A 26,949-nucleotide genomic window follows, 5' to 3' on the forward strand; every position below is an offset into this window, starting at 1 on the left:
CGTGCTGTCTCAAGTAGCTGCTTGAACATTGAGTCGCTCCCAACGAAGACATTGTTCCGTAGTACGCCCTGGTACTTGCATTGCATCGAACGTACATCGTCAGGAAGTAGCATCGGTAACGTTTACCAGCCCGGGCGCGATGATTACCGGCTCCAGGCTTGGCGGCCCAATGACCAAAACGCTCGCTGCGCCCTACCAACCAGAGCACCCCGCGTCGTTGCAGGCCGCAACGCGGTAGGCATAGTTACCCGGGCCGCGCCATGGGGTCGCATAGGACGTCGCGTTGGCATCCAGCAGCGTGACCCAGCCCGCACTATTGGCACTCTCCTGAAGCGTGTAGCGATCGGCCCCGCCAATCGCCCTCCAGCCAATGCCGATGCTGAGTCACGCCGCCCTGCATGATGTAGCCGAGGGCGCTGAGTGTGGGGGGAGCGGGGGGGGGCGGGCACAGCTTGACAGCGGAGGAAAAACCCTACTGCCGAAGAATTGCCTCCTCGTAATCTGCGAGCGATCGGTTAGACAATGATTCCAAGTAGGCTATCACGCTGGAAAGCTTCGATTCTGGAGGCACGTTCACTGCCAGCAGGCTTTTAGCTGCCAATGTCTCTACTGCGCATCCCAGCCTTTGCAGCGACAACCTTACCTCGTCAATCAGCGCATCATCAAAAAGCACGACCCTCAGCAGCGAGTTATCCGACGTCTCTACGACTCCGTCGAACCACAATCTACCTTCATCCTCGCTGACTGAGATTCTATCCCCAAGCGTAGCGCTATTTATAAAAAACGGAATGCTATCGATCACATATCCTCCATCACCGGGAAGCTCTTGCGTCCAAATGGATTCGACTGCGACCGGTGGGTAGTCATCCACCTGGTCCAGCTTGAAGTGCACACGAATCGAATTCATAGCTTGTCGCTCTTTCTGCCATTGCATTCCCTACAGAGTACTTGCCCATTGCTCGGCGATCCATCTCCACCTTTTGATCGCGGGATCACATGATCAACTGCAGTCTCATTCTTTGGAGGCGTCACGCCCGCTTGACTTTTAACCGCCGGGACCGTAGGTATTTCGCAATCCGTACACGTGGTTTGGCCGCCATTCTTTGATGCGTTTTCCGACCGGACCTTTTCCTTGCCCGCTTTTGTGAAAGGCTTATAGGCCCTTTCTCCACCAGCCGTCCCTTGATTGCCGCGATCACCCTTGGCCTGATCTCCGGCGTCATCACCGCCATCTCCTCCCAACGACTTCGCTCGCTGGACCAGCTTATCCACACCACTATCAATTGCTCTTTCGATCGCAGCTTTCTGCTCCGGCGGAGCCGCATAGTAGAGAGTCGCCACCACCAGAAGTGGAACTGCGATCGTCTCAATAGCCACAGCATTCCTGCCGTCAGGATCGCTGAACCTGTAAGGGCTGCTGTTTCCATACCTATAGCGATTGAAGCTCGCGACAGAGCCACCGTGCGCGCTTACAGGATCTACGCTTAAAAAAGTCCCGGACTGTGGGTCCATGTAGCGCTGCTGCATGTAGCTGAGCCCTGTAGACGAATCCGCGACGTGCCCTGCGTAGCCCGGGCCATCTTTTGGCGCGCCGTTGACGACCGCACCGTATGGTTCGTAAACAATCCGCTCGATCACATTGGCGCCGGCGTCAGTCATCGCCACTGGCGAGCCCAAGGCGTCAGTATGAATGTACTCCACCGTTTCCTGAGCGCTGGCGATATGCAACATCCCGGTCGCCAGCAGCAGCGTCATAAGTCCGCGCATTACCACGTTCGTCATCCTGATTGCATTCATCATTCAGTCTCGTAGATGCCGCGCGCGGGGGTGAACAGCGGGGACCACTCAGAGCACCCACCCGCATTGCAAGCCCGCACGCGTATCGGCGAACCGCAGTACGCATTTCCGGCTGCGGCCACATAGTCCTTAGGGCCCGTATACAGGTGTTTGCCGCCCACACCGGTTTCCAGCTGGTACTCAGTCGCCGTCGCGACAGGGTGCCAACCCGCCTCGCACCACACCTGATAGGGCGCGCGCTTGGTGGTCAACCAGGTAGCTATGTAGAACACCGGCGTACTTGGCGGAAGCGATACGGTTACGGTTGCAACACCGGACCACGGCCCACACCCGACGAAGTTACAGGCCTGTGCGCGATAGCTGTAACTGCCGTTGCCACGACTGACGGCCGCCGATGTGCGCCCATCCGCCAGCAACGTGTTCCACCCACCACCGTTGGCACTCTCCTGCACGATGAAATACTCCGTGGTGGCCGGCGTGCTCCAGCTGAAGGCATAGTCGGTAACGTTTACCAGCCCGGGCGCGCTGATTACCGGCTCCAGGCCAGGCGGCCCAATGACCGAAACGCTCGCGGTGCCCGACCAACCAGAGCACCCCGCGCCGTTGCAGGCCGCTACGCGGTAGGCAAAATTACCCGGGCCGCGCCACGGGGTCGCGTAGGAGGTCGCGTTGGCGTCCAGCAGCGTGACCCACCCCGCACCGTTGGCGCTTTCCTGAAGCGTGTAGCGATCGGCCCCGCCAATCGCGCTCCAGCCAATGCCGATGCTACCCGGCCCGCTGCGGGAAGGCGCACTCAGGCCCGGGGCTGCGCCCGGTGGATAGACCACCGTAACCGAGGCGTTGCCGCTGTAGCCCGTGCAACCGATGGGATTGCAGGCGCGCACGCGGTAGGTGTACTGGCCCGCAGGCTTGCCGCCAATGCCGAGAGACAGTGGAGCCGCGTTATGGATCAACGTCCATGCCGCACCGTTGGCGCTTTCTTCCAGCTGATATGCCGTGGCACCGGCCGAGCCGGACCAGCTCACCGCATAGCTGCCGTTGTAGGCGACTGCTGGCAGGCTCAGCGTGGGCACGGCTGCGGGCGGAAGCTCCACTGCCACATTCGCAACGTTGCTCCAGTCGCCACACACATCCCTACACCCGCGCACCCGGAATTGATATGTGCCGGTCTGCAATCCGCTGGCGGCGTAGGTCAATGCCGCGCCGCCGTACAGCGCGGACCAGTTGCCACCTACTCCCTGCTGCAGCTCGTAGCGGTTTGCGCCACCCGCAGGGGTCCAGGTCAACGTCACGCCGCCCTGCGTGATATACCCGGGGGCGCTGAGCGCGGGGACGCTCGGTGCCGCCGCCCCACTCACCTGGGCGACCAAGCTCCCGGAAAGGTACAGATAATCCGTTTGCTTGCCCGTACGCTCGTTGCGCTGGAAGCGCAGTACGCCGCCGTTGTCGTAGAACGAGTAAATGGCGCCGCTTGCAGCCGATAGAGACCTGACGCGGCGTCCATGCGCGTCGTACTCGTAGGTTTCAGCGCCGCTCACGCTGCGCAGGCGGTTGCCGTAGTCGAAGGCGAACGCTTGGCCGTTGCGCACGGACATGTTGCCCTGCGGGTCATAGCTCATGCCGGTGACGGTTGCGCCGGTTGCGGTGTCCATCACGTTGACCAGGCGGTTGGCCGGGTCGAAGTAGTGGGTTCTATCGCGGCTGCCGACCTTCGCCCTGCGCAGGTTGTCCAACGCGTCATATTCGTACAGCGCATTGCCGAAGCTGGGTGCGGTCACGGTACGCAGCCTATCCAGGCCGTCGTATGTCATGTCACGGTTGCCCGGGGCGCCGGGCAGCCCGTCGGAGATCGCCAGCACGTTGCCCGCGGGATCGTAGTCATAGCTGTCATCGTGGACGGCGGCCGACGCATTGGCGTCACGGCTACGCTCTGGAAGCCCGCGAGCGTTCTGTACCATGGTGTGGACAACGCCGTTGCCGTAGACGAATCCAGCCAGCGCACCATTGGCGTAATAGCTTGCCTGCTGAGCGTAACTGCCAACCATGGTGGTCCGACCGAGGGCATCGGGCGCGTAGTCAATGCTGCGGCCGCCCGGGTAGATCTGCCATGCCAGGTTGCCGTTCGCATCGTATCCGTGATAGAGGGTGACCGTTCCGAGGGTGGAATGCTGCATGCTCTCTGCAACCAGCAGACGTCGCTGGTTGTAGTAGTAGCGATTGATCACGGGCAGCTCGCTGGGGTCGTTCCGGGTGTAGATCTCCACAGGAAGGCCGTCCGGCGCGTAATACCAGTTCTGGTTACCGCGCCCGTCGGGAAAGGTAAGTGCAGACAGACGATTGACTGCATCGTAACCACGAGAAATCGCCCGGCCGCTCGCCAGCGCTTCCGCGCGACTGCAGTCTGAAGCGTTGGTCAGCCCCGTTCCAGCGGCAGACCATGCAAGATTTCCTGCCGCGTCGTAGTCCTGAACCGTGACCCCAGTTTCCGGCTCAATGGTCTTGCACAACTGCTGGAACGCGTCGTACACGTACCGCCGGGTCAGCGCCTGGCTTCCATCAGCGTTACGCCGGGTGATCGCAAGCGGTTTGCCGAGCGCATCGCGCTGAATCTCCGTGACCACGCCTTCCGGATGCTGGATGGTGAGCGGCATCTCGTATGTCGGTTGATCGTACGCGAGATGCCGGGTCACTGTCGCAAGGCCGCGCGCATTGGTAGTGCGCACCGACAGGTTGCCGATGTAGTCAGTGGAGCTGACCAAATCACCTAGCTCTGAGGTCTGGCGCACAACCTGTGGTCGGCCGAGCGCGTCGTACTGCGTGCTCGTACCCGCAAGCGATTGCGCAATATCCGACACCTGCCTCGTGGGGTAAGAGGCAAAGACTGCACGACCTGAGCTGTCGTACCGCGTCACCACAGCGCTGTCGAGCACGCCATTAAGGTTCTGGGTGACAAGCACGGGCCGGAACATGGCGTCCAGGTAGGTATCGGTGCGTTGCCCACCAATCGTGCGCGAGTGCTTCCAGGCACCGGCGGGGATGCCGAACTGGGCAGCGCCCATTCTCTCCAGGCTCAGGGTCACCGAGTTCCATGCCACGTTGTCGCCGGTGGGGAACTGCTGTGATAGAAGCCGACCCATGCTGTCATAGCCGTAGCGGGTAGTCGCCCCAGCCTCGTCGGTTAGTGCGGTGATCCAACCGTTGTCATCCACCTCTACCTGTCGGGTGGCGCCATTCAGAGCTTCCTGGGTGGGCGGTGACCGCAGCAGCTGGGGCACGCCGCGCTTCCAGCTGGACAGGTGGCTGGTGTTTCCGCGTCCATCGGTAGCCGTCGCGACGGTGCCGTCCGCGGCGTAGCTGACCTGCTGGGCAAGGCGGCCAAACGCGTAAGCGCGCAGCGGTAGCGCAGTAGTGCCATCGAACTCGGTTCGGGACTGCTCAATGTCATTGAGCACAGTTCGGGCGGGCTGCCCACGTACCCACAGCTGGGGATTGTCGTAGTACTGCTGGATAGTGCTGCGGCTCTGCCCGGTCGAATTGGACTCAACCACATCGACCTCGCGCACCGATGCATCGAAGTTCTGAACCTGGCGCGTGAACTGCACCCCGTCCTGATTGATGACAGTGCTTTGCACCGGCCGATTGAGGTGTTCACCCAGCTCGGTGGCGCCGTATTTCAGGTTATGCCCAGCCTCGCGCGGGAAGGGCGCCGACGCCAGCAGCGCGTCCGGGTAGTAGTTGTTTCGATCAGCCCTCACCACCGTACCGCCAATACTGGTGGTGGTGCCCAGCAACAGTCCATCATTGTACGCCACTTCCTTACCGAACTCATACGTCCTGATCGCGCCGTCCGGTGCGGTCTCAATCGTGATTTTTGGCTCGGACTGGCCTACGGGGTACATCGGTGAGCCTGCTGCATTCACGTTCCGGTCGTACTGCCCCGTCAGGTTCGTGTACTGATAGGTCCACTGCGCACTTGGCATTCCGGGACCGCTGATGGTCTTGGTCACCAGCGACATCGCGTCGCGGTAGATGGGCGTGAGGTTCCAACCGTCCGCGATCAGTTGCTCATCGCCCGACGTCTGGCAGTTGAAGGGAACGTTCTTGCGTCCATGACGGAACGGACGAAATGCAAAAGTGCCAACCGCACCGGAAGGATGGGTGATGGTGGCGACCACTTCGGTCTGAACGATCTTGTTCGTCTTGGCGCATACCGCCGGATTGTCCATGTACTCGGCAGGTGCCTGCCCGATGTAATCCGGATACTTCTTTGTCACGGACACCGAAGGAAGGTTGTATCCCCAACTGGTCCCGTCCGGCAGCGTTACAAACTGAAGAGGGCCTGCCGGCGAGTAAGCATATGTCCACGTCCGACCTGAGGTGGAGGCGGTCGACACTCGGCCCTGCGCATCATACGTGAGGGTGATGCTGCGGCCATCACTAGCGACGATTCGATCCAGCCGTGCGCCATTCCATTCGTAGCGAACCCAGTTTCCGAATCGGTCGACTACCTGCGAGGGATAGAGGTAGACCTTCTTACGCTTGAGCGTGGCGTGCGTTACGGTGTCGTATGGCTGAAGCGTAGCGGACTCGTTAACACGCGCCACCATCCAGTCGAAGTAATACTTCGTGCCATCTGGCGAATGCCCGAGGAAGCCCTGCCCAGGCTGCCCGCTCTTCAGCGCGCTTAGACATGAGAAGAACCAGCCGCTTTTCGTGTTCCAGGGTGTTGGCTGGCCTACCTGCGGCACCGGCTGGCGCGGGTCCCCGCTGCCCGCGAGCACTGTCTCGCCCTGGCCACCGGGCAGGGTGAGGCGCACGCCATCCCAATAGGTATGAGAGTCGAAGTAGATCTTCTGGGTGTGCAGGTGATTCCAGACTTCCAACGTCGGCGGGGCAGTGACTGTCGAGCAGCGCGCGGCAGGACTCCAGTATCCCTCCACTTCGGTCTCGGGCTGATCGCCGTAGGTTCCCGACAGCGAGGGTATGTCGAGTAACCAGTTGCCGAACTCGTTGTCGCTGGATCCGCCGGACATATCGTCGTAGCTTCGGCTGATGGACACTTGCAGGCTGTTGTTGCCCGGCAAGGAAATGTCGGTAGCGCTGAGGCTCATGGACCCGTCGTACAGGTTGACCTTCTCGCCGAAGATCTCTCCCTTCATCGGTTCAACCAGATCGCCGTACTTCAGGCGTTTCCCATACTCCTCGCGCCAGGTGGGAACGATCTGGGCGTGTCCGGCCAGCGGTATCAGAACGCTTGCCATCACAAATAGATGCGCCAGACGCCGCATGGGCCCACGCAAAGAAGAAAGTTCGCTCGCAGTCAATTGCATCCCCCAGTTCCCTGTTGTCGATACGCTGACGCGCAACGCAGATACAAAGGACTGACGCGAGCGCGCATCTCCGGCCTGCCACTTGGGCAGGAAAGCGTTATGGATTCCGGAGTGTCACGCCTTCGAATCCCCCGAAGCGCCGACACGTTTTGCAGGCAACCGTTATGAGGCAGCGCCCAGAGCGCGTCAATAGGGATTTGCCGTCAGTACTGAATGCTTCCCCGACAGAATCGCCACCAATAGTGATGCCCGTCACAATGAAGAATTCCCTTACATCCAATAGCGGGCGAGGCCGGCCGGCGGACCACGTACTGCACCGACACAGCACGCGATGAGTGCCTATGCCATAATGAGAACCCTTCTCATTAATGCCGTCTGATGTCGTCGGTCGCCCCCAGTGCCGCAAGCAGCCTGTCGCTGCACGATTACCTGCGGCGCCTGCCCCCGCCGCGTGGCACCGCAACCGCCGCCGCACCGTTCACCGAGCGCCACGCCCGCAAGCTCGCGGCCAGCCTGACCATCATGGCCCACGTTGCCGCCCTCGCCCTCCTGCTTTGGACCCACGCGGGCAGCACGCCGGTGCTCCCGCCGCCTCCCGCCGACCGTACCCAGCTCCTGCTGCTGCCACCGCGCGCGCCCCAGGTGCCGCTGGAAGACATCATCGCGCCCACGCCAAGCATCGCCGCCGCCGTACAACACCAGAAACCCGAGCCGCCGCGCGATCTTCCGAAAACGCCGCCGCGCGATGCGGCCAACTGGGTCATCCCGCCGCCTACCCCGCCGCAGCCCAGAACCGACGCCCCCGCGCCACTGCAGCAGCAGGCGTCTGTCGCCGCCTCTCCGCCCAGTCCGCCACTGCCGCCCGGCCCCAGCGAAGCCACGCCCGGCCGCGACAGCTGGGAAGGCCGGGTCATGGCCCAATTGGAGCGTTTCCGCCGCTACCCGCATGCCGCGCGTGCACGCCGCCACGAAGGTGTGGTGCAGGTCCGCGTGAGCCTGGCCCGCGACGGCCACTTGTTGGCGCTGTCGGTGGAGAAGAGCTCCGGTTACGCGATGCTGGACCAGGCCGCGCTGGATACCTTCCGCCGCGCCGAACCGCTGCCCGCCGTGCCGGACGACCGGCCGGCACCGGTGGAGCTGTCGTTCCCGGTCGAATTCTTCATCCGCTGAGCCCGCGCCGTCGAACTACCCGCCACTGGCAGCCGCCACTAGAATGACGGCATGAGCACCCTGACCTTCCGTGCGGCCACGCTGGCCGACATCCCCGCCCTGATCACCCTTGTCACCTCGGCTTACCGTGGCGACGCCAGCCGCGCCGGCTGGACCACCGAAGCAGACATGCTGGACGGTGCGCGCATCGACGCGACCGGCCTGCAGGCCGATATCGAGCGCCCGCGCAGCACCGTGCTGCTGGCCGAACGCGACGGAAAACTGCTGGCCTGCGCCCACGTGGCCGACGACCATGGCAAGGGCTACTTCGGCATGTTTTCGGTGGACCCGGCCCAGCAGGGCGGCGGCATCGGCAAGCAGGTGATGGACGCCGCTGAAGCGCATGCCGCACGCGAATGGGCAGTGCCGGTGATGCAGATGACGGTGATCGACATCCGCGACGAGCTGATCGCCTTCTACGAACGCCGCGGCTACGCGCGCACCGGGATCAAGAAGCCGTTCCCCTACGGCGACGAGCGCTTCGGCATTCCCAAGCGCGACGACCTGCGCTTCGAAGTGCTGGAAAAGCCGCTGGCAGCGCACGCATGAGCGAGACCTGGACCTTCGTCTGCGCCATCGCAGAACTGCTGCCGGGCGAGATGAAGAGCACCTTCGACGAGGTCACCGGCACGCCGATCGTGGTGTTCAACCTGGACGGCGAGCTGTACGCGCTGGAAGACCAGTGCACCCATGAGGAGTTCGAGCTGTCCTCGGGCACCTTCGACACCGCCGAAGGCAGCATCGAGTGCGTGCTGCACAGCGCGCGCTTCGACGTGCGTGACGGCCGCGCCCTGTGCGCCCCGGCCTACAGCCCGGTCCCCAAGTTCCCGGTGAAGCGGGAGCACGACGCGGTCTGGACCCGCGACGACCGCGACTGAGTCCACAGTTTTCGATATACGGCCCTGTTCAGCGCCAGAACGGGGATGATGGCGACATGATCGCGGATGCGAATCATTATTGTTTCTGTTAATTTACCGTCATCCGCCGCCCCGGCCTGACCGATCCCCGCCTCATGGCTTTCGCCCGAGACGCCGCCTCCGCCCGCTGGACCCCGCTGCTGCTGACCGCTGCGGCGATGTTCTGCCTGCTTGCCGCCTTCATCGGCTGGCCGGGCCTGGACGCGGCGGCAGGATCGGCCGGGCCAACGGTCAACGCAGTATCGGGCGACGACCGCAGTCAATCCGGCGATCCCCTGCCCGACCGCCCCACCATCGCCGTCCAGGCCTTCGCGGTTGGCGAAAAGGAAGCTGAGAGCGGCAGGCCCGGCAAGACGGGCGCACCGGTCTGGACAATGCCGCTGCTGTCCAGTGCTGGCACCACCCCGACACCCGCCGTTCCGGCACCGATCTCCCTTCCGACGCGCCCACCGCGCTCGCACCTGTCCCAGGCACCGCCCCTCCGCGCCTGATCAACCCGCCGCGCTGGCCTGCTGCCGCGCGTGCCGCTGACTGCTGTCCGCACTTCGTCTTTCCGCATCCGATCGACCGTCCATGCTCCTGCGTGCGCGCTTCCCCCCGTGCGTGTACGCGGCATCCCTTTGTCCGTTTCAAGGTCTCCAACCACCATGATCAAGAGCCGCAAGCATTCCTCCCCCGCCCGTAGCGCCGCCAGCCTGGCCACGGCCAGCCTGGTTACCGGGCTCAGCCTCGCCGTGTTGCCGGTAGCCGCTCAGGCCCAGTCCAGCGACACCAGTGCGCGGACGCTGGACCAGGTGCACGTGCTGGCCACGCGCGGCTTCAAGGCCGACAAGGTCGCCTCGCCCAAGTTCACCCAATCGCTGCAGGACACGCCGCAGACCATCCAGGTCATCACCCGCGACCTGTTCACCCAGCAGGGCGCGACCACGCTGACCGACGCGCTGCGCAACAGCCCGGGCGTCGGCACGTTCTACGTGGGCGAAAACGGCAACACCAACACCGGCGACAGCATCTTCATGCGTGGCTTCGACACCTCCAGCAGCATCTTCGTGGATGGCGTGCGTGATGTCGGTTCGATCTCGCGCGATGTGTTCAACACCGAGCAGGTGGAAGTGTCCAAGGGCCCGGCCGGCACTGACAACGGTCGCTCGGCCCCGACCGGCTCGATCAACATGGTCAGTAAGCAGGCCAACCTGCATGACGCGGTCAGCGGCACCCTCTCTGCGGGCAGCGACAGCCAGCAGCGCGGTACCGCCGACTGGAACCAGACCCTGGGCACCAGCAGCGCGCTGCGCCTCAACGCCATGTGGCAGGACAACGACCAGCCGGGTCGCGACCACGTCAACAACTCGCGCTGGGGCATCGCGCCGTCGCTGGTGTTCGGGCTGGACAGCAACACCCGTTACATCCTCAACCTGCTGTACGTGGATCAGCAGAACGTACCTGACGGCGGCGTGCCGACCCTCGGCCTGCCGGGCTGGACCCCGCAGCCCACCCTCGAACAGCTGGCCGGCCACCCGGTGGATCCGGAGAACTTCTACGGCACCCGCGCCGACCATGACGACGTCACCGCGAAGATGGCCACGTTCCGGATCGAACATGACTTCAATGACGGCCTGCAGCTGACCAACACCGCGCGTTGGGGCCGCACCGACCAAGACTACCTGCTGACCGCGTTCATGGGCACCGGCACACGCGGCGCCAATGGCGCGCCGACCGGCAACATCCGCTACACCGACCGCAACAATCTGGACACCTACACGATCGCGCGCAGCCTGCCGACCTTCAAGGACCAGCAGAACACCATCCTTACCGACCAGCTCAACCTGCGCGCGGACTTCAACACCGGCGCCATCGCACACAACCTGAGCACCGGCCTGGAATTCACCCGCGAAGAGCTCAAGACCTTCGGGCAGGCCGCCACCAACGGCACCACCTGGTCGGCCGCCAACCTGTACAACCCGGACTGGAACGCCACCGGGCTCACCTGGGCGCACAACGGCGCCAACACCCGTGGCGAGACCACCACCTCGTCGGTATACCTGTTCGACACGCTGCACTTCACCGAGAGCTTCCTGGTCACTGCCGGCCTGCGCGCGGACCATTACAAGACCGAGTACCAGAGTGCGGCGGTGTGCGGCGGCCGTGGCCCGGCCTGCGGCGTCAATCCGGTCGGCACGGTCATCGCCAACCCGTCGCTGGAGCACAGCGACACCCTGCTCAACTGGAAGCTGGGCGCGGTGTACAAGGTCGGCGACATCGTCAGCCTGTACGGCAATTACGCGCTGTCGCAGCAGCCCCCGGGTGGCAACAACTTCCAGCTGAGCAGCTCGGCCAGCAGCGCCGACAACCCCAGCCTGGACCCACAGAAGGCCAAGACCCTGGAAGTGGGCACCAAGTGGGCATTCCTGGATGACGCGCTGGCGTTCAACGTCGCCCTGTTCAAGACCGAGGTCAGCAACGAGATCAACACCCAGGTGCTGGACGACGCCGGCAACCCGACCCAGACCGGCAAGAAGTCGGTGCAGGGCATCGAAGTCTCCACGGTGGGCCGCATCACCGACAACTGGTCGGTGTCGGCCGGCTACAGCCACCTGGACACCGAAGTCGAAGAGGGCGCCAACGTGGCCGCCGACGGCACCCGCAACCTGACCTACACCCCGGGCGCGACCTTCACCAGCTGGACCAGCTACACGTTCCCGTTCGGACTGACCCTGGGCGGTGGCGTGCGCTACGCGGGCCAGATGCACCGCGGCACCGACGGCGCGGTGGGTACGCCGGCCTTCACCAAGTCCTATACGGTGTACGACGCGGTCGCCTCGTATGCGATCAATGACCACCTGGTGCTGCGTTTGAACGCTTACAACCTGTTCGACAAGCAGTATGTGGCCGCGATCAACAAGAGCGGCTACCGTTACACCCCGGGCGTGCCGCGCAGCGTGCTGTTCAGCGCCGACTTCCGCTTCTGATCCCCGCCAGGACCCTGCCATGCTGCTGCACGTCCCCGATGTCCTCACTGCCGACGAACTGGCCCACCTGCAGCGCGCACTGGCGGCGGCGGACTGGGCCGACGGCCGCGAGACGGTGGGCGTGCAGGGCGCGCAGGTGAAGCGCAACCAGCAGCTGCCCGACGCCTCGCCGCTGAAAGCAGAACTGGGCCGGATCGTGCTGGCGGCGCTGGAACGGCACCCGCTGTTCTTCGCCGCCGCACTGCCGCTGCGGATCCTGCCGCCCCGCTTCAACCGATACCAGGGCGGCGGCGAGTACGGGTTCCATGTCGATGGCGCGGTGATGATCACCGGCACGGACGGCCAGCGCGGTCACCTGCGCTCGGACGTCTCGTGCACGCTGTTCCTCTCTGCGCCGGAGGACTACGAAGGCGGCGAACTGGTCATCAGCGACACCTACGGCGAGCATGAAGTGAAGCTGCCTGCGGGCGACCTGGTGCTGTACCCGTCCAGCAGCCTGCACAAGGTAAATCCGGTGACCCGCGGTGCGCGGGTCGCGTCGTTCTTCTGGGTGCAGAGCATGGTGCGGGATGACGGCGCGCGGCGGATGCTGCTGGAAATGGATGGGGCGATCGAGAAACTCAGGGTGACCGGGGCCGATCCGGGCGCGGTGCTGCAGTTGACCGGGGTGTATCACAACCTGCTGCGCCGCTGGAGCGAGACCTGAGGACCGCGATCAGCCACGCCCAGCATGGCTGATGTAAACCATTCCTATTTGCGTTTGTGACAAACGCTACCTACAATTCCCGCCGCGCCGGAATCCCGGTGCTTTCGACAGGGAATCCGTCTTGCGTCATCCCCACCACCACCGCAGCTTTGCCCCCGCCGTGCGCGGGCAGCGCCCTGCGTTGGCGACAGTGCTGGGTTGGCTGGCCTTGCTGTCGATGCTGTTCGGCACCCTGCCCCTGCTCGAACCGCACCTGCCCGGCACTGCCGCGCTGGTGCTGCAACTGCCGGCCGACGAGCGCAGTCCCGGTGAAAACCGCCTGCAGGAAGAAACGCCGGCCAAGCCGCGCCGGACGGCCAGTGCACAACCTGCGGCCGTGCCACCGCGCCTGCCACCTGCCCCGCTCAACGAATCGCTCGACGCCCTGATCGCCACCCTGGCCGAGCTGCCACCGCAGCGCGTGCCGTCGATCGATTCCGCTCCGTCCACGCCGCTGCCGGCGGCCCCGGGCCTGCGCGTGCAGCGCGGGCAGGCACCGCCGCAGGGCTGATCCCGGCTGTCGCGCGCCCTTGCGTGCGCACACCAGCGGCTGACCCTGCCGCACCGCCCGCACTGCGGGTTTTCCGCTGACTTTTCCATTTCCGCTGCGGCCGCCGGCCGCGGTGTTCCTGCGTTCGCATCCTTTTCGAGGAAACTCCCATGGCCCAGCGCCATCGTCGTCGCACGTCCCTGTCCCGCTGCACGCTCAGCGTCGCCCTGCTCGGCGCGCTCAGCGCACCTGCCTTCGCCAGTGGCGACGCCGCCGGCGACCCCAAGACCCTGGACCAGGTGGTGGTCACTGCCTCGGGCTTCGAACAGAAGATCACAGACGCCCCAGCCAGCATCAGCGTGGTCAGCCGCGAAGAACTCAGCAAGCGTCCCTACACCAGCCTGGTCGATGCACTGCGCGACGTGGAAGGCATCGACGTCGGCATGGAAACCACCGACAAGAACGGCCGCGCCACCATCTCCATGCGCGGCATGCCGTCCGAATACACCCTGGTGCTGATCGACGGCCGCCGACAGAGCAACGTGGGCCAGCTGTATCCGAACAACTTCGGCGGTGGCCAGTTCGCCTACCTGCCGCCGCTGGATGCGATCGAACGCATCGAAGTAGTACGTGGCCCGATGTCCACGCTGTATGGCTCCGACGCGATGGGCGGGGTGATCAACATCATCACCCGGCGCAACCAGGACAGCTGGCACGGCTCGGTCACCCAGGGCTTTACCGTGCAGCAGGACGACCAGTTCGGCGACGCACGCACCACCGATGTGTACCTGACCGGCCCGCTGGTGAAGGAACGGCTGGACGTGGCCGTGCGTGGCAGCTACTACGACGCCAAGGCCTCCAACCCGGAATGGGAGGCGCTGACCCTGCCTGACGGCACCCTGTGGGAGCGCAGCATCGGCTTCGGCGGCGGCGGCAAGGCGGTAGCCAACACCAACTGGAACACCGGCGTGCGCCTGAGCTGGTCGATCAACGACGACCACGACCTGTCGCTGGACTACGACGTCTCGCGCCAGAAGTACGACAACAGCGAAGGCCAGACCGGTACCCTGGACAGCCTGGCCAGCCTGTGGCGCGTCGGCAACGCGACCATCCCGAACCCGAACGGCACCGGCACCGTCACCCGCCGCGTGGTGCAGCCGCGCGTGGGCTACACCGCCTACCAGCGCTATGAGCGCGACCAGCTGGCGTTGAGCCACCAGGGACGTTATTCGTTCGGTACCTGGCAGACCACGCTGACCCAGACCAAGAGCAACAACCTCGGCCGTTCGCTGCCGCTGACCCTGGACGAACGCGCCAACCTGCAGACCCTGTGGAACGACGTGTGCCGCCGCACCGGCGCAGCCAACAACTGCGCTGCCGGCGCCCGCAACGGGTTGTCGGCGTTGAACCCAGCCGAGATGGGGCGACTGGAAGCGTTCCTGCCGCGCCCGATGCGCACCATGGAACTGGAAGGCTACGTGCTCGACACGATGCTGGACATGAGCTTCGATGCGCACAAGTTGACCCTCGGCGGCCAGTACACCGACACCGACATGATCGACGGCGTGTTCGGCATGGACGGCGCGGGCTACCGCGACAACGTCAAGCAAAAGCACCGCATGTGGTCGGTGTTCGCCGAGGACAACTGGGCGTTGACCGAAGCACTGACCGCCACCGTGGGCGTGCGCTATGACGACCACAACATCTTCGGCAGCCATGTCAGCCCGCGCGCTTACCTGGTGTGGAACGCCAGCGATGCGTGGACGTTCAAGGGCGGCGTGAGCACCGGCTACAAGACCCCGCGCCCGGACCAGCTGTTCCCGGGCGTGACCGGCTTCGGTGGGCAGGGCGTGCTGCCGCTGGTGGGCTCGCCCAACCTGCAGCCGGAAACCAGCACCAACTACGAGATCGCGTCGTACTACGAGGGTGAGCGCTGGGGCTTCAATGTCACCGGCTTCCTCAACAAGTTCGACGACAAGATCGCCAGTGGCGGCACGTTCCCGAACTGCGAAGTCGCGCCGGCAGGTAGCGGGTACTGCGTGGATGTTGGTCCGGGCTGGGCGGCGCTGGGGTACAGCACCTTCAGCCAGAGTGTGAACATCGATACCGCTGAGACGCGTGGCGTGGAAGCGGCGGCGCACGTGGACCTGCTGGAAAGCTTGCAGCTGCGCGGCAACTACACGTATACGAAGTCCGAGCAGACCAGTGGCGTGGACAAGGGCAAGCCGGTCGGTGGCACCACCACCCCGGCCAAGCACATGGCCAACGCCAGCCTCAACTGGCAGATCAACGACGCGGTGAGCCTGTCGCTGATCGGCGAAGGGCGTTATGACCGCTACCGCGACACGCTGGTGACCAATGTGGGCGGGGTCAGCAACTCGCAGGTGCGGTACTACGAGGATTACACCCTCTTCCACCTGGGCGGCAGCTGGGACATCAACCAGTGGCTGACCGTCAACGCGCGGGTGAACAACCTGTTCGACAAGGATTTTGTGTCGCAATCGTGCGTGTTGCTGAACGATAGTGAGTTCAACTGTGTGGATGATTACGCGACGAAAGACCAGCGTCGGAGTTACTGGATTTCGTTGAACGCGAAGTTCTGATGGGGTGGCGCCCGGCCATGGGGCCGGGCGCAGGACACCTCGGTAGCGCCGGCCGTTGGTTGGCTACCGGACCCTCATCGCCCGAACAACAATTGCGAACCATTCTCATCAATGGTGTAATTCGCTACTCGCTCTTCCTTTTGTGACCGTGGCCACCAGCGCTCCTTCCACCGCCGTGCAGCAGCAACAGAGCCGGGGCTTCTGGCTCCGGACCCTGCACCAGTGGCATTGGATCAGTTCGGCGGTTTGCCTGATCGGCATGCTGTTGTTTGCCGCCACGGGGATCACGCTCAATCACGCAGCCAAGATCGAGGCCACGCCCCAGGTGGTCAACCGCCAACTGGAACTGCCGGCCGACCTGCTTGGCCAACTTGGCGACCGCACCGACGGCAACGCCCCGGTGCCCCGCCCCGCCGCGCGCTGGCTGGACCGCGAACTGGGCATTTCCATCGGCCGCCGCCAAGCCGAGTGGTCTCCCGAAGAAATCTACCTCTCCATGCCCAGCCCCGGTGGCGACGCATGGCTGAGCATCGACCGCGAATCCGGCGCAGTGGAATACGAAGCCACCTCGCGCGGCTGGGTGTCCTACTTCAACGACCTGCACAAGGGTCGCAACGCGGGGCCGGCCTGGGGCTGGTTCCTGGACATCTTCGCGGTGGCCTGCCTGGTCTTCTGCATCACCGGCCTGTTCCTGCTGCACCTGCATGCCCGCCAGCGCCGCATGACCTGGCCGCTGGTCGGCCTGGGCCTGATGGTGCCGCTGTTGATCGCCCTGATCCTGATCCACTGATCCGCCTGTCCCCCCCCTTTCGGAGTCGCACCATGCGCGTCACCCTCACCATCGCCCTGAGCGGCCTGCTGGCCACGTCGCCGGCCTATGCCACCACCCTCGACATCAACGTCGAGGTGCCCAAGCTCAACGTGGCCGAGTACCACCGTCCGTATGTCGCGGTGTGGCTGGAAGGCGCCGACCAGAAGGTCGCGGCCAACCTGGCGGTCTGGTACCAGCAGACCGGCAACAGCGAAGGCAAGGGCACCAAGTGGCTGCCCGACCTGCGCCAGTGGTGGCGCAAGAGCGGCCGTGAGCTGACAGTGCCGGTGGACGGCGTGACCGGGCCGACCAAGCCGGCCGGTACCCACGCGCTGTCGTTCACCGACAAACAGCCGGCGTTGAAGTCGCTGGCCCCCGGCAACTACACCCTGGTGGTGGAAGCGGTACGCGAAGTCGGCGGCCGTGAACTGCTCAAGGTTCCCTTCACCTGGCCGGCGACCGCGCCGCAGACCGGCAAGGCGCAGGGCAGCACCGAACTGGGCCTGGTCACGCTGTCGGCCAAGCCCTGATTTTCCTGCCGTCCTCCCCGCGTGGGAGGGCGTCCTTCAACCGTCCTGGAGTTGTTGATGAAGCGCTCGCTCGTCCTAGCCGCCGCCCTGGCCGCCGCCCTTCCGTTCTCCGCCCTCGCCCACAAGGCCTGGCTGCAGCCGTCGCAGACCGTCATCGCCGGTGAGCACCCGTGGATCACCGTGGACGCCGCGGTGTCCAACGACCTGTTCTACTTCAACCACGTGCCGCTGCGCCTGGAAAGCCTGGTCATCACCGCGCCCGATGGCACCACCGTGCAGCCGCAGAACGCGTCCACCGGCAAGTTCCGCAGCGTGTTCGACGTCGAACTGACCCAGCAGGGCACCTACCGTCTGGCCTCGGTCAACAACGGCCTGTCGGCCAGCTGGGAAGAGAACGGCAAGCCAAAGCGCTGGCGCGGCACCGTGGCGACCTTCGCCACCGAAGTGCCGAAGAAAGCCAAGAAGCTGCAGGTGAGCCAGTCGGTCAACCGCATCGAGACCTTCGTTACCAACGGCACGCCGAACGCCACCGCGCTGGCGCCCACCAAGGTCGGCATCGAACTGGTCGCGCTGGGCCACCCCAACGACCTCTTCGCCGGTGAGGAAGCGAAGTTCCGCGTGCTGGTCGACGGCAAGCCGCGCGCCGGTCTTGCCTTCGAAATCACCCGTGGCGGTACGCGTTATCGCAACGCCCAGGAAGAGATCAAGCTCACCAGCGACAAGAACGGCGAGTTCACGGTGACCTGGCCGGAAGCCGGCATGTACTGGCTGGAAACCAGCAGCGAAGACAAGAAGACCACGCTGAAGCAGGCCAAGAGCCGCCGTTTGAATTACGTGGCCACCCTGGAAGTGCTGCCGCAGTAACCCAATGACTTCTGTGTCCGACGACATCGCCAGCCTCGGTGGTCACACCATGGGCACCACCTGGCAGGTAAAACTGACCGCCTCGCCCAACCGCGACCTGCACCCGCTGCACGCGGGCATCCAGGCGCAGCTGGACACCGTGGTGGCACAGATGAGCACGTGGGAAGCGGCAAGCGACATTTCGCGTTTCAACCGCGCAGCGGCCGGTACGTCCGTGCCGCTGCCGGATCGCTTCGTCGAGGTGATGCACTGCGCGCTGGATATCGCAGCTCGCAGCAACGGCGCGTTCGATCCGACCGTGGGCCCGCTCGTGGCATTGTGGGGCTTTGGTGCCCAGGCCCACGCGCAGCGTGTACCGGATGTGGACCTGCTGGCCGCAACCCGCGCCCGCTGTGGCTGGCAGCGCCTGCACATGGAAGACGTCGCGCTGCTGCAACCCGGCGGGCTGGAGCTGGATCTCTCCGCCATCGCCAAGGGCTTCGCGGTCGACTTGGTCAGCCGCTGGCTGCGCGCGCAGGGCATTTCCGCAGCGCTTGTTGAAGTGGGCGGCGAACTGCACGGCTACGGCAGCAAGCCGGACGGCCAACCGTGGCGCGTGCTGGTCGAAGCCGGTCCCGAAGAAGAAGCGCAACTGCCGCACCCGCCGCGCGTGCTCGCGCTGGATGACCTCGCCGTCGCCACCTCCGGCGATCGCTGGCATCAGTTCAGTGCCAACGGCGCGCAGTACAGCCACACGCTGGACCCACGCGTAGGCGCACCGGTCAGTCGTGCCTCCGCTGCGGTCACGGTCGTCGCGCGCGAGGCCATGCATGCCGACGGCTGGGCCACCGCCTTGACCGTGATGGGTGCCGATGAGGGCCTCGCCTTCGCCAATGCGAACGGACTGGCGGCGCGCTTCATCGTGCGCACCGCACAGGGCATCGAAGAACACCTGAGCGACGCATTCGCGCACCTGCTCGCCGAACAGAACCAGGCCGCATGAAGCGTAGCCCTTCGCGCGCGGTGCTGGGCAATATCGCCGTGATGGTCGCGCTCGCACTACTGGCCTGGCTGCTGCTGCGCCTGCACCTTCAGGAAGACTGGTGGCGCGCCGCACCGCTGGCCTCGCACTGGCGCTGGGCGGCCGGCAGCATCGCCGCCTACGCTGCGCTGTGCACGCTGCTGTGGTGGCGCGGTCGCCGTCGCGACGACGCACCTGCTGACAACGGGGAGGCACCCCTGCTGCTGGTCTGGGCGAGTCAAACGGGCTTCGCCCAGCAGTTGTGCGAGCGCAGCGCCGAGGTCCTGCGCGCGGCCGGCATGGCAGTGCGGGTGCGCGGCCTGCATCAGGTCGATGCAGCACTGCTGCAACAGTCCACCCGTGCCCTGCTGATCGTCAGCACCACCGGCGAGGGCGACGCACCCGACCACGCGCTGCCGTTCCTGCGCAGGGTGATGGCGCAGGACCTGGCCCTGCCGCACCTGCATTACGGCGTGCTGGCCCTGGGCGATCGCAGCTACGGCCACTTCTGCGCGTTCGGCCACCAGCTCGACGCCTGGCTGCGCCAGCACGGCGCGCATCCGCTGTTCGATACCGTCGAAGTGGACAACGCCGACCCGGCCGCGTTGCGCCACTGGCAGCAGCTGCTCGGCCAGCTCGGCGGCAACGCCACCGAGCTGCCGGACTGGGCACCGGCGCAGTACCAGCACTGGCAGCTGCGCGCGCGCGAAAAGGTCAACGCGGGCAGCCCGGGCGCAGCGACCTGGCAGGTCGCGCTGGTGCCCGCCGATGGCGTGCTGCCGCCGTGGCAGGCCGGCGATGTGGTCGAAATCGGACCGCAGCATGGTGCGGCCGAGGTCGACGCGTGGCTCGCGCGGCATGCCCGCGAGGGTGCTGCGATTGTCGAAGGGCAGTCACTGCACGACTGGCTGGCGCGCTCGCACCTGCCGGTGTTGCCCGACTCAGTACCGGCCAATGACGCCGCGCTGGTGGCCACGCTCAAACCGCTGCCGCACCGCGAGTACTCCATCGCCAGCACCCCGGCCGAGGGGCAGGTGCTGTTGCTGCTGCGCCGGTTGCTACGGCCGGACGGCACGCCCGGGCTGGGCAGCGGGTGGTTGTGCGACCACGCGGCGATCGGCGGACGTATCGATCTGCGCTTCCGCAGCAATCCCAATTTCCATGCGCCGTCTGCAGATGTTCCGTTGATCCTGATCGGCAATGGCACCGGCATGGCGGGGCTACGTGCGCACCTGCGTGCGCGGGTGGAGTTGGGTGCAGGCCGCAACTGGCTGCTGTTCGGCGAACGAACCGCCGCCCACGATTTCCATTTCGGCGAAGACATCCAGCGCTGGCAACGCGAAGGCATGATCGCGAAACTGGACACGGTGTTCAGCCGCGACGGTGGCACGCACCGCTATGTGCAGGACCGCCTGCTGGCCGAACTGGACACGCTGCGCCAGTGGGTCCGCGAAGGCGCCACTATCCTGGTCTGCGGCAGCCTGCAGGGCATGGCCCCGGCGGTGGATGCGGTGATCGAACAGGCATTGGGCCGCGACGGCAAGGAAGCGCTGATCGTGGCAGGCAGGTACCGCCGCGACGTGTATTGACCGGCGCAGGTGGGCGGGTTGGTAGGGTCGGATCCCAATCGACCGCTCGTATGGTTGATCGGCGCGGCGAACGCATGACCTGTGCCGAAGACGATGTTGGACGCAGGTAATGACCCCAATGAACGTTGCACCGTTATCGGCGGTCGATTGGGATGCGACCCTACCTCTGATCCACACGGATCGCCAGGATTTCACCGCCGCCATTCAGCGCATACCGCCTGCGCTCCCCCGCCGCCAGCCAGGCCGTATCACCCTGCTCCAACGGCGGCAGATCCGCCTCGCCTTCGAACCGCGCCTGCCCGGCCAACAGATGGATCGCCCACGCCGTACCCGGCTCGGTGAAGAAAAACATGCTGCCCGCCAGCGGCCGGTGCAACATCTCGGCGTCGACCTGATCGCGCCGCCACATCAGGTTGAAATCATGGGTGAGTCCGTCCACCAGTTCACCGCTGACCTGCGCTTCACCGGCAAAGCGCAGCCGGTCATGCGGCGGCATCAGCGTATGCACGGCGCCGTCGGCGAACCGAAGACGCAGGCCCTCACCACGCAGCAGCACCAGCTCGCGTTCAATCCCGGGGAACGATGAAAACGCCGCATCCTGTTCGATCTCGGCGATCGACAAACGCAACTGCCAGTCGTCGCTGTCGGGCACGCGCAGGATCTCGCGCGTCCAGCCCAGGCCATTACGCCAGCGCTCGCGACGGTACTCGAAACTCGGAATGACGCGCGTGGCAGCGCTGAGGTCAGGGGCGGTCGACATGCCGCCATTGTGCCTCAGCCGCAGTCGGGGCTGAGCAGCTTCGAACGCGCCAGCCAGTCCTTGTCCGGGTAGTAGGCGAACACCATTGCCCCGCCCTGCAGGCTGTCGATCAGGGGCCGTGCCACGGTCAGGCGCACCGCGGGGCAGCCCAGGCTGCGGCCAAGCCGGCCCTGCAGCCGCGCGATGGTCGGGTTCACGTAGGGCGCACCGTGGATGACGATGGCGCGGTCTCGGGCGTTGTCGTTGAAGCCCGGCTCCAGACCGTCCAGTCGCAGCGAATAGCCGTTGCCGCCCATGTAGGTTTCCTTGGCGGTGAATGCGCCGATGCTGGACATGAAGCTGCCGTAACGGTTGGAGAAACGCTCGGTGGCGTTGCTGCCGCTGTTGCGGCCATGCGCGACCCATTCTTCGAACAGCAGCTTCTGCCGCGCAAGGTCGAACACCCATAGACGCTGCTCGGTGGACGGGCGTGAGTAATCGATGACGCTCAGGCGACCAGGGTCGATGCCCAGCTCCGGCCGGCGCAGCGCGCAGGACATCGCCTTGGCCGCCAGCTGCAGTACCTTGCGGTCCGCATTGGGCGCCGCACGCGCCATCATCTCGGCCATCTGGTCTGCCGGCAGCGCTGGCCGTTGTCCGGCATTCGCGTCGCCCCCAGAGAGGGCGAGCGCGGTGACACCCAGCAGCAGGGAAAACGGAATTCGGTGGGCCATTCCTACAAGGTGGCCCCGGCGGCGTCCGATTCCAACACCGGCTGCAGGTTCTGTTCATCTGCCACCGGCCGTACCGCTGGCAGGCTGGTCACCAGCAGCGTGGTCCCCGGCACCAGCGCCTTGTACAGCTGCGCCGCGAATGACGGCGGCAGCGCCATCGGCAGGCTCGGCGTAGCCAACAGATCCGGGCTGGCATTACCGGCGCTCTGCCCCAGCAGCGGGTACGCCGTCCACTTGTGCAGCTTCTGCGTCGCGTCCAGCGGGCTGGCGGCGTCCGAATAGCCCTGCTGCATTACGAACAGAGTGGTGCCTTCGAACGCCGGAAGTGCCTTGGCCTCCAGCCGTGACTCGCCAATCAGCACCCCGTCTCGCAGCACGTACAGCCGCTGGTCGTGCAGGCTGACCAGAATGCCCACCTGCCCGGCTGGCGCCGCACTGTCGTTCCAGTAGTGGTCCGGCGCGTCGGTGGTTTCGAGCAGCGCCTTGCCGGTGCTGTTCACCGGCGCCAGCACCGCCGGGTAGGCCAGGGTCATCGGCGCGCTTTTGGCGTCGGCCACCACCACGGTGTCGCCGCGCTTTGTTTCACCGAACAACTTCTGCGCGAATGCCTGCGGAAGCCGCACGCAGCCATGCGACGCCGGGTGGCCGGGCAGGTTGCCGCCGTGCAGCGCGATGCCGTCCCAAGTCAGGCGCTGCATGTAGGGCATCGGCGCGCTGTTATAGAGGTTGGACTTGTGGTCCTTGTCCTTCTGCAGGATGGTGAAGACACCCGTGGGCGTTTCATGCCCTGCCTTGCCCGAGCTGATCGTGCTCAGACCGATGGCGATGCCGTTGCGGTACACGTAGGCGCGCTGTTCATCCAGGCTGACCACCAGCACGATCGGCCCGGCCGGCGAGATTTCGGGATGCCAGAGGAACTGGCCGGGCTTGAGGTCGGTCGGGCCGGCGGGTTCGGTTGCCGCCCAGGCAGGAAGTGCCAGGGCGGCGATCAGCGAACCGGCGATGTGCTTCAGCAGCGTGCGGCGTGTGGGCATGTTGCTTTCCTTCGGGTGGGTCGAGGACACGCATGGCGTGTCGCTACATGATGCCCGATGGGCGCTTGCAGGTGATTCACCGGTGTCGCTCGGTGCGATCAAAGGCTTATCACCCTTCCACATCGATCGACAGACACGAACCTTTCCTCCGGCACCGCGCGCATCCCTCCGTTCTCGTGGAAGCGGACGGGATAGCGCAGGCGGACAATATAGGTTTCGTAGCCCAGAAGACGGGAAATCGGCGAAGGGGCATGGCCTTCCCAGCCGCGAGCGACCATCTGGCATGCACCGGGATTGAGCGCCAGGAAATGGTCAACCCCGGCAAACGTTACAGGGTGCGATGGCACACCGTAGGTCACGCTCAGGTTGCCGTCCTTTTGCCGCCAGCGCGCCAACTCCACGCTTGGCGGATAACTGGCAAGCATGCTCTCGATTGCAGCACGTTCGATTTCCCCAGCAGGCACGAAACGCCGCTGCTCGAAGCAGTAGCCTTGCCAGGCGAGCACGACCACGGCCAGCACGCATGCCCGCAGCAGCCCTAGAGTGCCGATCAGCAGGGCCGTCTTCTTCAACATACCCACGTTCCGCGGTTGGCGATGCGATCATCGGCGTTGACCGTCACGACCTTGCCGCACCGAGTGACGCTGACAAAACTCTCATGGGGAATGGAGCGGATCCTTCCATCCTGCTCGAAGCGCACCGGGTAGTGCAGCCTTACGATGTAGTACTCGACGCCAAGCAGGGCGGAGAGCCCCGACAGACGTTTACCGTCCGCTCCCCCTCGCACGATGCGGGCCCCATCAGGCAACCGCGTCAAGAAGTCATCAACGCTGGCGAAACGCTCGGCATTGGCCGGCACGGCCCAGGTCTGCACACTACGTCCTTCACCCAGATCCTCGAGGCTTACCGGGACGCTTGGTGGAAAGGTCTTCAACTCATGGCGCACGGCCGCCTGCTTGATTTCCGCCGGGTCGAGGATGCGCTGCTGTTTGCCGCAGACGCCCCGCCTGGCCGCATCCATCCGCTGCGCCCCAAAGAGGATCGCCCACAGAAGCAGGGCGCCGCCAATCAGCAAGGGGACCGTGGGCAAAAGCGATGTGCATTGCGCATACTGCTGCCGCATAACATCCTTGCCATGCCTGTCTGGAGGGGCCCGCAGGAAAGCAGCGGGAATTCGGCTACATGCGAATCACTGCGACCTACGCCACCATTCCACAAAAGAAATTGCCCGGTCACACATCCCTGTGCGGACCGGGCAATCGTCACGTCCTTGTCGGCATCCCGCCTTCCCCCTGTGCATCCTGCGCAGTGTGGGTGCCGGCCATGCTCCCTGCACTCGGCCGAATTCTGTTCCGCCATCCCTCCCCTTCCCGGGTCTGGATGCCACCGTCCTGGTGGATCCGCGCCAATCCTTCCGCGCTGCGTCCGTGCGTGCCGCCTCCGTGCGGCTGTCGTGGCAGCCGGCTCCTGCCTGGCTGCCGTGACCGGCGTCGTGCCGGTCGCGACCCATCCTGTTACGTCAGCGCCTTGGAACGGGTGTCGGCGCTGCCCTCCTGGGCGGTGCCACCGTGGGCGCCGCCATGGCCCCCACCGTCATCCGTCGTCGATTCCGTTCGACCGTTGCTGTCCCTATCCCTTTCACCCGGGCCAGGTCCTCGACCCGGACGAAAGGTCCGTGTTGTCGCCGGTACGCGACGATCGCCTGGGCCTTTTTGGACCCCACGTTCGTCAATCCCTGCTGCAGCGACGTCGCATCGGCGGTGTTGATGTTGATCCGGTCGGCCGCCGAAGCGGTTCCCGCCAACATCACTCCCAGCACCAGCGCCTTCCACGAAAACCAAGGCCCCACCGTGTAGCTCCCTGTGACTTCGGACCCCTCTGCTGCCGGCATCCCGTCGGAGCAATCAGTGTCCCTCGCCACATGCACACAGCCTATCGTCGACATCACCTTCACACAGCCAGCTAAATACCTGACGTCGTGTAGGGAAATCCCTACCCCCGCTCAGGCGTAGAATGGCGAGATCAGCCACATGCACTCGGAGTTACCTGATGGACAGCGCCAAGCTCGGCCAATTCGTCAATGAAAAGTGGGACAGCGAGATCGTTCCGCAATTGGTCGAATACATCCGCATTCCCAACAAATCGCCGATGTTCGACGCCAATTGGGTCGAAAATGGCTATATGGAGCAGGCGGTTACCCTGATGGAGACGTGGGCCAAGGCCCAGACCCTGCCGGGCCTGAAGGTGGAGGTGGTGCGCCTGGAAGGCCGCACGCCGCTGCTGCTGCTCGAAATTCCCGCCACCGGCGCCGAAACCGGCGACGACACCATCCTGCTGTACGGGCATCTGGACAAGCAGCCGGAAATGACCGGCTGGGACGACGACCTGGGGCCGTGGCTGCCGGTGCTGCGCGGCGACAAGCTGTACGGCCGCGGCGGCGCCGATGACGGCTACGCCATCTACGGCTCGCTGGCTGCGGTGCTCGCGCTGCAGGCGCAGAACCTGCCGCACGCCCGCTGCGTGGTGCTGATCGAAGCCTGCGAGGAATCGGGCAGCTACGACCTGCCGGCCTACGTGGACCACCTGGCCGACCGCATCGGCAAGCCGTCGCTGGTGGTGTGCCTGGATTCGGGCTGCGCCAACTACGACCAGCTGTGGTGCACCACCTCGCTGCGCGGCCTGACCGGCGGCAACTTCACCGTGAAGGTGCTCAACGAAGGCGTGCATTCCGGCGACGCCTCCGGCGTGGTGCCGTCCAGCTTCCGCCTGCTGCGCCAGCTGCTGTCGCGGATCGAGGACGAGAACACCGGCCGCATCCTGATCGACGGCATGCACGTGGAGATTCCGGAAGAGCGCCAGGCCCAGGCCAAGCGCGCCGCCGAAGTGGTGGATACCGAGATCTTCGAGAAATTCCCGATGGTCGACGGGCTGCGCCCGATGAACGAGGACCTTACCGAACTGGTGCTCAACCGCACCTGGCGCCCGGCGCTGTCGGTGACCGGCGTGGACGGCATGCCGCCGCTGGCCTCGGCCGGCAACGTGCTGCGCCCGCATACCGCAGTGAAGCTGTCGCTGCGCCTGCCGCCAACCGCCGACGGCAAGGCCTGCGGCGAACTGCTGAAGGAAGCGCTGCTGCGCGACCCGCCGAACGGCGCGGAAGTGAAGCTGGACCTGGAGAAGGCCTCGTCGGGCTGGAACGCACCAGCGATGGCGCCGTGGCTGACCCAGGCCATCGATGCTGCCAGCCAGACCTTCTTCGGCAAGCCGGCGATGTACATGGGCGAAGGCGGCTCGATTCCGTTCATGGGCATGCTGGGCGAGAAGTTCCCGGGTGCGCAGTTCATGATCACCGGCGTGCTCGGCCCGCATTCGAACGCGCACGGTCCGAACGAGTTCCTGCACATCCCGATGGGCAAGCGCGTGACCGCGTGCGTGTCCAAGGTGATCAGCGAGCATTACGCGGCCAGCCTGCGCGGCGAGACCAGCGGTTCGCCGGTCGCGGCCGACAGCGGTACCCGCCACGGTGGGCATGGTTGCTGTTAAGAGGTAGACGCGGAGGGACGCAGCCTTTTGATAGGCTGCGTCCAT

General features: G+C 65.2%; 23 protein-coding genes. 14 read left to right on the forward strand and 9 right to left on the reverse strand.

All coding sequences use genetic code 11. The features are described 5' to 3' along the window. Positions 1-472: 472 nt before the first annotated feature. Genes RYM47_RS01985 through RYM47_RS01995 form a run of 3 tightly spaced genes read right to left on the reverse strand, consistent with a single transcriptional unit; the run spans position 473 to position 7,127 of the window. Positions 473-907: a DUF4265 domain-containing protein gene (locus RYM47_RS01985; RefSeq protein WP_315385737.1), complete on the reverse strand. Its 435-nt coding sequence runs from the start codon at positions 905-907 to the stop codon at positions 473-475. Then, complete coding sequence (locus tag RYM47_RS01990; RefSeq protein WP_315385739.1) at positions 904-1,755, reverse strand: RHS repeat-associated core domain-containing protein; 852 nt, start codon at positions 1,753-1,755, stop codon at positions 904-906. The genes RYM47_RS01985 and RYM47_RS01990 overlap by 4 nt, the downstream gene beginning before the upstream one ends. 41 nt (positions 1,756-1,796) lie before the next feature. Next, entirely contained in the window at positions 1,797-7,127 is a 5,331-nt protein-coding gene (locus RYM47_RS01995) for a wall-associated protein (protein WP_315385741.1), read from the reverse strand. Positions 7,128-7,505: 378 nt separating this feature from the next. Between RYM47_RS01995 and RYM47_RS02000 the strand changes: the two genes are divergently transcribed. From RYM47_RS02000 to RYM47_RS02060, 13 genes are all read left to right on the forward strand, one after another. After that, complete coding sequence (locus tag RYM47_RS02000; protein WP_315385744.1) at positions 7,506-8,297, forward strand: energy transducer TonB; 792 nt, start codon at positions 7,506-7,508, stop codon at positions 8,295-8,297. A gap of 51 nt (positions 8,298-8,348) precedes the next feature. Beyond that, complete coding sequence (locus RYM47_RS02005; protein WP_315385746.1) at positions 8,349-8,885, forward strand: GNAT family N-acetyltransferase; 537 nt, start codon at positions 8,349-8,351, stop codon at positions 8,883-8,885. After that, positions 8,882-9,214, forward strand: a complete 333-nt coding sequence (locus tag RYM47_RS02010) for a non-heme iron oxygenase ferredoxin subunit (RefSeq protein ID WP_315385748.1) — start codon at positions 8,882-8,884, stop codon at positions 9,212-9,214. Before RYM47_RS02005 ends, RYM47_RS02010 begins: the two co-directional genes overlap by 4 nt. Before the next feature lie 134 nt (positions 9,215-9,348). After that, a complete protein-coding gene (locus RYM47_RS02015) occupies positions 9,349-9,744 on the forward strand; it encodes a hypothetical protein (RefSeq protein ID WP_315385750.1) in 396 nt (131 codons plus the stop codon). 156 nt (positions 9,745-9,900) lie between these two features. Beyond that, complete coding sequence (locus RYM47_RS02020; RefSeq protein WP_315385752.1) at positions 9,901-12,222, forward strand: catecholate siderophore receptor Fiu; 2,322 nt, start codon at positions 9,901-9,903, stop codon at positions 12,220-12,222. 19 nt (positions 12,223-12,241) lie between these two features. Beyond that, positions 12,242-12,928: a Fe2+-dependent dioxygenase gene (locus tag RYM47_RS02025; protein WP_315385754.1), complete on the forward strand. Its 687-nt coding sequence runs from the start codon at positions 12,242-12,244 to the stop codon at positions 12,926-12,928. A gap of 121 nt (positions 12,929-13,049) precedes the next feature. After that, a complete protein-coding gene (locus RYM47_RS02030; RefSeq protein ID WP_315385756.1) occupies positions 13,050-13,478 on the forward strand; it encodes a hypothetical protein in 429 nt (142 codons plus the stop codon). A 149-nt stretch (positions 13,479-13,627) separates the two neighbouring features. Next, positions 13,628-16,060 carry a TonB-dependent receptor gene (locus RYM47_RS02035; RefSeq protein ID WP_315385758.1) on the forward strand — a complete coding sequence of 811 codons (2,433 nt, stop codon included), beginning with the start codon at positions 13,628-13,630 and terminating at the stop codon, positions 16,058-16,060. Positions 16,061-16,208: 148 nt separating this feature from the next. Beyond that, on the forward strand, positions 16,209-16,850 hold the full coding sequence (locus tag RYM47_RS02040; RefSeq protein ID WP_315385931.1) for a PepSY-associated TM helix domain-containing protein: 642 nt from the start codon (positions 16,209-16,211) through the stop codon (positions 16,848-16,850). A 32-nt stretch (positions 16,851-16,882) separates the two neighbouring features. Further along, the gene (locus tag RYM47_RS02045; protein WP_315385760.1) at positions 16,883-17,401 is read left to right on the forward strand and encodes a DUF2271 domain-containing protein; all 519 of its coding nucleotides are present in this window, start codon (positions 16,883-16,885) and stop codon (positions 17,399-17,401) included. A 57-nt stretch (positions 17,402-17,458) separates the two neighbouring features. Further along, positions 17,459-18,265, forward strand: coding sequence for a DUF4198 domain-containing protein (locus RYM47_RS02050; protein WP_315385762.1), 807 nt, complete (start codon positions 17,459-17,461; stop codon positions 18,263-18,265). Between the two features lie 4 nt (positions 18,266-18,269). Then, positions 18,270-19,247, forward strand: a complete 978-nt coding sequence (locus RYM47_RS02055) for an FAD:protein FMN transferase (protein ID WP_315385763.1) — start codon at positions 18,270-18,272, stop codon at positions 19,245-19,247. Beyond that, entirely contained in the window at positions 19,244-20,854 is a 1,611-nt protein-coding gene (locus RYM47_RS02060; protein ID WP_315385764.1) for a sulfite reductase subunit alpha, read from the forward strand. The genes RYM47_RS02055 and RYM47_RS02060 overlap by 4 nt, the downstream gene beginning before the upstream one ends. Positions 20,855-21,014: 160 nt before the next feature. On the opposite strand, the gene RYM47_RS02065 is transcribed toward RYM47_RS02060, so the two are convergent. From RYM47_RS02065 to RYM47_RS02090, 6 genes are all read right to left on the reverse strand, one after another. Further along, positions 21,015-21,614, reverse strand: a complete 600-nt coding sequence (locus RYM47_RS02065; protein WP_315385765.1) for a HutD family protein — start codon at positions 21,612-21,614, stop codon at positions 21,015-21,017. 14 nt (positions 21,615-21,628) lie between these two features. Then, the gene (locus RYM47_RS02070; RefSeq protein ID WP_315385933.1) at positions 21,629-22,222 is read right to left on the reverse strand and encodes a murein L,D-transpeptidase catalytic domain family protein; all 594 of its coding nucleotides are present in this window, start codon (positions 22,220-22,222) and stop codon (positions 21,629-21,631) included. Positions 22,223-22,329: 107 nt separating this feature from the next. Then, a complete protein-coding gene (locus tag RYM47_RS02075) occupies positions 22,330-23,361 on the reverse strand; it encodes a L,D-transpeptidase (RefSeq protein WP_315385766.1) in 1,032 nt (343 codons plus the stop codon). Positions 23,362-23,459: 98 nt separating this feature from the next. After that, positions 23,460-23,936 carry a hypothetical protein gene (locus RYM47_RS02080; RefSeq protein ID WP_315385767.1) on the reverse strand — a complete coding sequence of 159 codons (477 nt, stop codon included), beginning with the start codon at positions 23,934-23,936 and terminating at the stop codon, positions 23,460-23,462. Next, a complete protein-coding gene (locus RYM47_RS02085; RefSeq protein ID WP_315385768.1) occupies positions 23,930-24,484 on the reverse strand; it encodes a hypothetical protein in 555 nt (184 codons plus the stop codon). The genes RYM47_RS02080 and RYM47_RS02085 overlap by 7 nt, the downstream gene beginning before the upstream one ends. A gap of 396 nt (positions 24,485-24,880) precedes the next feature. After that, the gene (locus RYM47_RS02090) at positions 24,881-25,168 is read right to left on the reverse strand and encodes a ComEA family DNA-binding protein (RefSeq protein WP_315385934.1); all 288 of its coding nucleotides are present in this window, start codon (positions 25,166-25,168) and stop codon (positions 24,881-24,883) included. A gap of 242 nt (positions 25,169-25,410) precedes the next feature. Between RYM47_RS02090 and RYM47_RS02095 the strand changes: the two genes are divergently transcribed. Next, entirely contained in the window at positions 25,411-26,904 is a 1,494-nt protein-coding gene (locus RYM47_RS02095; RefSeq protein WP_315385769.1) for a M20 family metallopeptidase, read from the forward strand. Positions 26,905-26,949: the final 45 nt, after the last annotated feature.

The sequence above is a fragment of the uncultured Stenotrophomonas sp. genome (assembly GCF_963519125.1).
In the GTDB taxonomy this organism is placed as follows: Bacteria; Pseudomonadota; Gammaproteobacteria; order Xanthomonadales; family Xanthomonadaceae; genus Stenotrophomonas.

Bases quoted from the DNA above. Each gene is read 5' to 3' on its own strand.
- RYM47_RS01995 (WP_315385741.1), bottom strand. From the start codon at position 7,127: ATGCAATTGACTGCGAGCGAACTTTCTTCTTTGCGTGGGCCCATGCGG.
- RYM47_RS02015 (WP_315385750.1), top strand. From the start codon at position 9,349: ATGGCTTTCGCCCGAGACGCCGCCTCCGCCCGCTGGACCCCGCTGCTG.
- RYM47_RS02055 (WP_315385763.1), top strand. From the start codon at position 18,270: ATGACTTCTGTGTCCGACGACATCGCCAGCCTCGGTGGTCACACCATG.
- RYM47_RS01985 (WP_315385737.1), bottom strand. From the start codon at position 907: ATGAATTCGATTCGTGTGCACTTCAAGCTGGACCAGGTGGATGACTAC.
- RYM47_RS02080 (WP_315385767.1), bottom strand. From the start codon at position 23,936: ATGTTGAAGAAGACGGCCCTGCTGATCGGCACTCTAGGGCTGCTGCGG.
- RYM47_RS02005 (WP_315385746.1), top strand. From the start codon at position 8,349: ATGAGCACCCTGACCTTCCGTGCGGCCACGCTGGCCGACATCCCCGCC.
- RYM47_RS02035 (WP_315385758.1), top strand. From the start codon at position 13,628: ATGGCCCAGCGCCATCGTCGTCGCACGTCCCTGTCCCGCTGCACGCTC.
- RYM47_RS02095 (WP_315385769.1), top strand. From the start codon at position 25,411: ATGGACAGCGCCAAGCTCGGCCAATTCGTCAATGAAAAGTGGGACAGC.
- RYM47_RS02060 (WP_315385764.1), top strand. From the start codon at position 19,244: ATGAAGCGTAGCCCTTCGCGCGCGGTGCTGGGCAATATCGCCGTGATG.
- RYM47_RS02020 (WP_315385752.1), top strand. From the start codon at position 9,901: ATGATCAAGAGCCGCAAGCATTCCTCCCCCGCCCGTAGCGCCGCCAGC.
- RYM47_RS02070 (WP_315385933.1), bottom strand. From the start codon at position 22,222: ATGGCCGAGATGATGGCGCGTGCGGCGCCCAATGCGGACCGCAAGGTA.
- RYM47_RS02050 (WP_315385762.1), top strand. From the start codon at position 17,459: ATGAAGCGCTCGCTCGTCCTAGCCGCCGCCCTGGCCGCCGCCCTTCCG.
- RYM47_RS02010 (WP_315385748.1), top strand. From the start codon at position 8,882: ATGAGCGAGACCTGGACCTTCGTCTGCGCCATCGCAGAACTGCTGCCG.
- RYM47_RS01990 (WP_315385739.1), bottom strand. From the start codon at position 1,755: ATGACGCTGCTGCTGGCGACCGGGATGTTGCATATCGCCAGCGCTCAG.
- RYM47_RS02085 (WP_315385768.1), bottom strand. From the start codon at position 24,484: ATGCGGCAGCAGTATGCGCAATGCACATCGCTTTTGCCCACGGTCCCC.
- RYM47_RS02025 (WP_315385754.1), top strand. From the start codon at position 12,242: ATGCTGCTGCACGTCCCCGATGTCCTCACTGCCGACGAACTGGCCCAC.
- RYM47_RS02045 (WP_315385760.1), top strand. From the start codon at position 16,883: ATGCGCGTCACCCTCACCATCGCCCTGAGCGGCCTGCTGGCCACGTCG.
- RYM47_RS02090 (WP_315385934.1), bottom strand. From the start codon at position 25,168: ATGTTGGCGGGAACCGCTTCGGCGGCCGACCGGATCAACATCAACACC.
- RYM47_RS02075 (WP_315385766.1), bottom strand. From the start codon at position 23,361: ATGCCCACACGCCGCACGCTGCTGAAGCACATCGCCGGTTCGCTGATC.
- RYM47_RS02065 (WP_315385765.1), bottom strand. From the start codon at position 21,614: ATGTCGACCGCCCCTGACCTCAGCGCTGCCACGCGCGTCATTCCGAGT.
- RYM47_RS02000 (WP_315385744.1), top strand. From the start codon at position 7,506: ATGTCGTCGGTCGCCCCCAGTGCCGCAAGCAGCCTGTCGCTGCACGAT.